This window comes from Rhodococcus sp. (in: high G+C Gram-positive bacteria), assembly GCF_049299235.1.
Classification (GTDB): Bacteria; Actinomycetota; Actinomycetes; order Mycobacteriales; family Mycobacteriaceae; genus Rhodococcus.
Genome location: NZ_JBAQXC010000045.1, coordinates 1 through 6,045 on the forward strand (window position 1 = coordinate 1; position 6,045 = coordinate 6,045).

7 protein-coding genes and 1 pseudogene are annotated in these 6,045 nt (G+C 70.9%); 4 read left to right on the forward strand and 4 right to left on the reverse strand.

Annotated features, from left to right (window positions below):
- Positions 1-672 (forward strand): sensor histidine kinase (locus WAX14_RS02565; protein ID WP_422626528.1); only part of this gene is annotated, 672 nt, incomplete at its 5' end.
- Positions 669-1,283 (forward strand): response regulator transcription factor, encoded by a 615-nt coding sequence (locus WAX14_RS02570; protein WP_422626529.1) that lies wholly within the window; start codon positions 669-671, stop codon positions 1,281-1,283. The genes WAX14_RS02565 and WAX14_RS02570, both read left to right, overlap by 4 nt.
- Before the next feature lie 19 nt (positions 1,284-1,302).
- On the opposite strand, the pseudogene WAX14_RS02575 reads toward WAX14_RS02570, so the two are convergent.
- From WAX14_RS02575 to WAX14_RS02585, 3 genes and pseudogenes are all read right to left on the reverse strand, one after another.
- Positions 1,303-1,500, reverse strand: a pseudogene (locus WAX14_RS02575) (adenosine-specific kinase); the annotation flags it as partial.
- Positions 1,501-1,585: 85 nt separating this feature from the next.
- Positions 1,586-3,052 (reverse strand): dihydrolipoyl dehydrogenase family protein, encoded by a 1,467-nt coding sequence (locus WAX14_RS02580; RefSeq protein WP_422626530.1) that lies wholly within the window; start codon positions 3,050-3,052, stop codon positions 1,586-1,588.
- A gap of 50 nt (positions 3,053-3,102) precedes the next feature.
- Positions 3,103-3,885, reverse strand: a complete 783-nt coding sequence (locus tag WAX14_RS02585) for a precorrin-3B synthase (RefSeq protein ID WP_422626531.1) — start codon at positions 3,883-3,885, stop codon at positions 3,103-3,105.
- Positions 3,886-3,964: 79 nt separating this feature from the next.
- On the opposite strand from WAX14_RS02585, the gene WAX14_RS02590 reads away from it, so the two are divergent.
- Positions 3,965-4,369 carry a PPOX class F420-dependent oxidoreductase gene (locus WAX14_RS02590; RefSeq protein ID WP_422626532.1) on the forward strand — a complete coding sequence of 135 codons (405 nt, stop codon included), beginning with the start codon at positions 3,965-3,967 and terminating at the stop codon, positions 4,367-4,369.
- A 68-nt stretch (positions 4,370-4,437) separates the two neighbouring features.
- Positions 4,438-4,968, forward strand: a complete 531-nt coding sequence (locus tag WAX14_RS02595) for a glutathione peroxidase (protein ID WP_422626533.1) — start codon at positions 4,438-4,440, stop codon at positions 4,966-4,968.
- A gap of 44 nt (positions 4,969-5,012) precedes the next feature.
- On the opposite strand, the gene WAX14_RS02600 is transcribed toward WAX14_RS02595, so the two are convergent.
- On the reverse strand, positions 5,013-6,045 hold a 1,033-nt coding region (locus WAX14_RS02600), incomplete at its 5' end, for a metallopeptidase TldD-related protein (protein WP_422626534.1).

Below are 6,045 nucleotides of genomic sequence, written 5' to 3' on the forward strand. Positions count from 1 at the left end.
CTGGTGGTGTTCATGACGATGACCGTGCACATCTCGGTGTGGCTGCTGCGGATCGTCACCGAACTCGACGAGGCCCGCGGCGCGGCGGCCGCACTGTCCGTCGCCGAGGAACGACTGCGGTTCTCCCGCGACCTGCACGATGTGGTCGGGCGGGCACTGTCGGCGATCGCGGTCAAGAGCGACCTGGCCGCAACCCTGGTGCGGCGCGGCGACGACCGCGCCGCCGACCAGATGGACGAGGTCCGCGAACTGGCGCAGGTGTCGCTGGCCGAGGCCCGTGACCTGGTGCGGGGCTACCGCTCGATCACCCTGGCCTCGGAACTGGCCGGGGCCCGGTCGCTGCTGGCGGCGGCGGGCATCGACACGAGTGTGTCCGGTGCGGCCGATGATCTGCCCGCCGAGGCGGCGGAGGCGGCCGCGTGGGTGCTGCGGGAGGCGACGACCAACATTCTGCGGCACTCGGCGGCGCGGCACTGCACCGTCACGATCACCGCGACGTCGATCACGATCGGCAACGACGGGGTGCGCGCGCCGGGCTCCGGTGGCGGCACCGGACTGCGGGGGGTGCGCGAACGTATCGCCGCGGTCGGCGGAACAGTCGAGATCACCGGCGGGGACGGCACCTTCACCGTCGAGGCGCGGTTCCCCGGCCACGCCGAGTGCATCCGATGACCGAACCGATCCGGGTGCTGCTGGCCGACGACGAGAACCTGATCCGGTCGGCGCTGGCGATGCTGCTCTCGTTCGAGGACGACATCACCGTCGTCGCGGAGGCGGAATCGGGGGAGGAAGCCCTGGCCGCCGCGATCCGGCACCGCCCCGATGTCGCCGTGCTGGATCTGCAGATGGCCGGGATGGACGGCATCGACACCGCGCAGCGGATCGCCGCGTCGGTCCCCGGGTGTGCGTCGATCATCGTCACCAGCCACGGCCGCCCCGGCCACCTGAAGAAGGCGCTCTCGGCGGGAGTACGCGGATTTCTACCGAAGACCACTTCGGCGACTACCCTGGCCGCGGTGGTGCGCACCGCGCGGGCGGGCGGGCGGTACGTCGACCCGGTGCTCGCCGCCGAGGCCATCGGTGCCGGCGACTCGCCGCTGACCCCGCGTGAAGCCGACGTGCTCGAGTTCGCGGCGGACGGCGCATCGGTCGAGCAGATCGCGGCGCGCGCCCACCTGTCGACGGGCACGACCAGGAACTATCTGTCCTCGGCGGTGACCAAACTCGGGGCGGCGAACCGGCACGAGGCCGCGGTCCTCGCCCGCAGGCAGGGGTGGATCTAGCCGGGGACGCCGCCCCGCCTCACAACTTGTAACCGATGGTGCGCAGCAGTGCCTTCCGGTCGGCGACGTCGGTGTCGGTTTCCACCCCAAGTGGTGGGCTGCCGTCGATCACACCGACGATGCCGCGGCCGAGGCCCGTTTCGGCGATCACCAGTTCGACGGGGTTCGCGGTCGCACAATAGATGCCGCATACCTCCGGGACCTGCTTGATCGCGTTGGTGTCGGCGGGTTTGTCGATCGCGACGACGCTCAGTTCCACGGTGTCTCTCATGTCGGGGTCGTCTCGCCTGTGGGGTCTCGGGTCACGGCCGGCGGGTTTCGAGCAGCCGCAGCCACACCTCGCTGACCGTCGGATAGGCAGGAACCGCATGCCACAGCGTGTCCAGCGGCACCTTCCCGACCACCGCGATCGTCGCGGCGTGTACGAGTTCGGCGACCTCGGTGCCGACGAACGTGGCGCCGGCGAGGGTGTCGGTGGCGCGGTCGACGACGAGCGCGGCGTGCCCGGTGAAGTCGTCGCGGGCCAACGCGGATCCGGCGACCGCCAGATCCACCTCGAGCACCTCGACGTCGAGGCCGGCGTCGCGCGCGGAGGCGGCGGTGTGCCCGACGGATGCGATCTCCGGTTCGGTGAAGATCACCTGCGGCACTTGGTCGTGGTCGGCGGTGGCCCGGAAACGGGGCTGGTCGATGGCGTGGCCGTCGGCGCGGGCGGCGATCACGTCGCCGCACACCCGGGCCTGATATTTCCCCATGTGGGTGAGGGCGGCGCGGCCGGCGACATCGCCGACCGCGTACAGCCACGTGCCGGCGACCCCGGTGATGTTCAGGTGATCGTCGACGGACAGCGCGTCCGGTTCGCCACCGACGGCGGCGAGACCGACGTCGTCGGTGGCGGGACGACGGCCCGCCGCGACCACGATCTCGTCGACCTCGACGGTGGTGCCGTCGTCCAGGTCGACGGTCGCCGGACCCCCGTGGAGGTGCCCGATGCCGGTGTTGCGGGCGTCGGCGCGGGTGACCCGGGTGATCTCGGTGCCGAACCGCATATCGATGCCGTGCCGGTCGAACATGCCGGTGACGGCGTCTGCGGCGAACGGTTCCAGCCGTGGCAGCAGCCGCGGCCCGCGCACCGCGACGGTGAGTTCCTGGACGCCGAGTTGCCGCAGCCACGTCACGGTTTCGCAGGCGACGACACCGCCACCGACGATCAGCACCCGCCGCGGAATCTCGACGAGGTTCGTCGCATCTCGCGACGTCCACGGCAGCGCCGCGCGCAGTCCCGGGAGGTCGGGGACGGTCGCGACGGTGCCGGTGGCGAGCACCACCGCGTGCCGGGCATGCAGGGTGCGGGCACGATCACCGTCGACGACGACGGTGCGTTCCCCGACGATCCGGGCGTGTCCGCGCAGCACGTCGATGCCGATCGAGTCGGCCCACAGCACCTGGGAGCTGTCGTCACGGTGGTGGGTGAACGAGTCGCGGCGGGCCAGCACGTCGGCGACGTCGACGCCGTGCGCGGTGATCTTCTCGGCGACGCCGGGCATGTGCCGGGCGGCGGCGAGGACCTGCCCGGGCCGCAGCAGCGCCTTGCTCGGCATGCACGCCCAGTAGGAGCATTCGCCCCCGACGAGTTCGTGTTCGATCAGGGCGGCGGTGCGGTCACTGTCGGCGATGGCGTACTGCGCGGCGTTCTCACCGGCCGGTCCACCGCCGATCACGATCACATCGACGGTGTCGCGGTCGGATGCGGTGGCATCGGCACTCACCTCTCCCACGGTAGGCGGGTGTGGCCCGGCCCGGGCGGGTTCCGGCCGGTTCAGTGCGCGTGCGGGGAGGTCGCGTCGAAGATCAGCCCCATCGGCGCGAGCACCCGCACGACCTGTTCGGCGGTGCCTTCGTCGAGGTCGCACAGCAGCAGCGACCACCAGGGGGTGATCACCACCGGCGCCTCGACGGCGGCGAGGAACTCGGCGAGCCGCGCGGGCAGGATCCCCCCGGCGAGGGCACCGGCGAGAACGACGGTGCCGTCGGGTCGGTCCAGCCAGCCGATCGGACGCGGCGGCGCTGCCGATGTCACCGGTTCGGGTGGCGGGGCCGGCACTGCCGCCGGATCGAGAAGTCCGTCGACGACCTCGGAGGTGCCGATCCGCACCCCGGTGTCGTGCCCGGCGCGTAGCAGCAGCCACGACCCGCCGGGAAGCGCACGCACCGCGACGGTGGGGGACAGGGCGGTGATGTCGCCGGTGCCGTCGTCGAGCCCGATCGTGGTGTCGGCGGCCACGGTGTCGGGGGCGGTTCCGGCGAGCCGCCGGTGCACCTGGACGGTCAGGGCGCGCACATCGGTGTGGCCGCCGATCCGGCCGGACAGCGGTGAGGCGAGCACACTGCGCCGATGCCGCCCGTGCACGGTGAACCCTGCGGCGGTGAGCGAACCGGTCAGCGCAGTCCGGTCTCCGTACAACCGCAGCCCGGCATGGTCGGTGAGATGCAACTCCGCGGCGGCCTGTGCATGGGCGAGTTCGGTCAGGATCTGCAGTTGCGTCGCGGTGACGGCACCGCCGGGCAGATGCACGTCGACAACGGGACGAGGCTCGGGCATGCCGCCAGGTTAGAACGACCCGAATCGGATCGGCGCGACGGGCACGGTGTCGGGCGCCACGGATGCGTAGGGTGGACCCATGCCTGATGGGGAATTGACCCGGCCGTCGTTCGCCGACCTCGCCGCCGCAAACTATGTGCTGCTCAGTACGTTCCGCAAGAACGGAACCACCGTGCCGACGGCGGTGTGGGCCGCCGCCGACGGTGACCGACTGCTGGTGTGGACCGCGACGAACTCACACAAGATCACCCGGTTGCGCCGCGACCCGCGGATCACCCTGGCGGTGTGCGACGCGCGCGGGAAACCGCGCAGCGCCGCCGTCGACGGCACCGCCGTGGTCCTCGACGACGCCGGCACCGATCACACCCGCACGGTCATCGCCCGCAAATACGGGATTCTCGGCTGGCTCCTGGTGAAGAGCAGCCTGCTGCGTCGCGGCCGGGCCGGCACGATCGGTCTCGCCTGCAGCGTCGACGAACCGTAACCTCGCCGAGGGCGACGAACCGACCGTCACCGTCATTGCCATCCGATCCGGAACGAGGATACGACTACATGAGCGTCCACAACTTCACCGTCGACACCGCCGACGGCACCACCGAGGACCTGAGCCGCTACGCCGGTAAGCATCTGCTGATCGTCAATGTCGCCAGCAAATGCGGCCTCACCCCGCAGTACGAGGGACTCGAGGCGCTGCACCGGCAGTCCGGTGAGACCCTGCAGATCATCGGTTTCCCGTGCAACCAGTTCGCCGGTCAGGAACCGGGCAGCGACGCCGAGATCCAGGAATTCTGCCGGCTCAGCTACGACGTGACGTTCCCCGTGTACGGGAAGATCGACGTCAACGGCGGCGACGCGCACGCCCTGTACCGGCATCTGCGCGCCGCGGCGCCCGGCGAGTTCGGCCCCGACCACGGGTTCCTGTACGAGCACGTCAGCACGACGATGCCGGAGGCGATCGGCACCGACGCGGTCAAGTGGAACTTCACCAAGTTCCTCGTCGATCCGTCCGGTGCGGTGGTCCGCCGGTTCGAGCCGACCGTCACGCCCGACGAGATCGCCGCGCAGGTCGCCGACCTGACCTGATCCGGTGGAATGTGCCCGGGGCTGGTCCCGGGCACACCCCGCGGTCAGCGGGCAGCGCTGACCGACGACATGTGGAAATCCGGGATGCGCATCGGCGGCATCGCGGTGCGGGTGAACCAGTCCTTCCATTCCCGCGGCAGGGTACGTTCGGTCGCACCCACCTCGGTGGCGCGGCGCAGCAGGTCCAGCGGTGATTCGTTGAACCGGAAGTTGTTCACCGCCGCCACCACCGCACCGTCCTGCACCAGGTACACCCCGTCGCGGGTCAGTCCGGTCAGCAGCAGCGTCGCCGGGTCGACCTCCCGGATGTACCAGAGGGTGGTCAGCAGCAAGCCCCGCTCGGTGCACGCCACCAGATCGTCGATGCTCGCCGCGGATCCACCGGTCAACAGCAGGTTCTCGCCGGGGGCGGTGACCGACGCCCCGAATTCGGTGGCCGCGGCCCGCGGATAGGCCAGTGCGTGCACCGCCCCGTCCCGGATCCAGTCGACACGTCCGGCGTCGAGTCCGTTGTCGAACACCGACACCGCGTCCGTCGACGCGGTCGCCGACACGAACGGCGCGTACTCGAGTCCGGTGGCGGCCGGATCCGAGGTCAACGTCAACGGCAACCCGGTCAATTGCTCGCCGATCCGGGTGCCGCCCGGCCGCGACAGCGCGGTGTGACCTTCTTCGGCGCCGCGACCCTCCATCGACCACATCAGATAGATCATCAGGTCCGCCACCGCCGACGACGGCAGCAACGTCTCGTATCGTCCGGCCGGCAACTCCACGGACCGGCCGGCCCAATCGAGCCGCCGATCCAGCTCCATCAGCAGCGCGGTGGTGTCGACGTCCCGGAAGTCGCGGGTGCCGGCGCCGGCCCACGCGCCGGGACCGTTCAACCCGCCCCGTTTGCCGTGCACCTCGATCGATCCGTCCGGCTGAGTGTGCCGGCGCCGCACCCCGGTGGAGGTGCCGAGCCAGGTGGTGCGGACCTGGTGGTGCGCGAACCCGTAGAGCAGGTCGGTGCCGCCGAACCCGTCGGTCAGCGCATCGATCACCTCGTCGAACACACCGATACCGGTAGCCCGGTCA

Excerpts from the sequence above, each read along its gene's own strand:
- WAX14_RS02570 (WP_422626529.1), top strand. The coding sequence starts at position 669 with ATGACCGAACCGATCCGGGTGCTGCTGGCCGACGACGAGAACCTGATC.
- WAX14_RS02585 (WP_422626531.1), bottom strand. The coding sequence starts at position 3,885 with ATGCCCGAGCCTCGTCCCGTTGTCGACGTGCATCTGCCCGGCGGTGCC.
- WAX14_RS02590 (WP_422626532.1), top strand. The coding sequence starts at position 3,965 with ATGCCTGATGGGGAATTGACCCGGCCGTCGTTCGCCGACCTCGCCGCC.
- WAX14_RS02595 (WP_422626533.1), top strand. The coding sequence starts at position 4,438 with ATGAGCGTCCACAACTTCACCGTCGACACCGCCGACGGCACCACCGAG.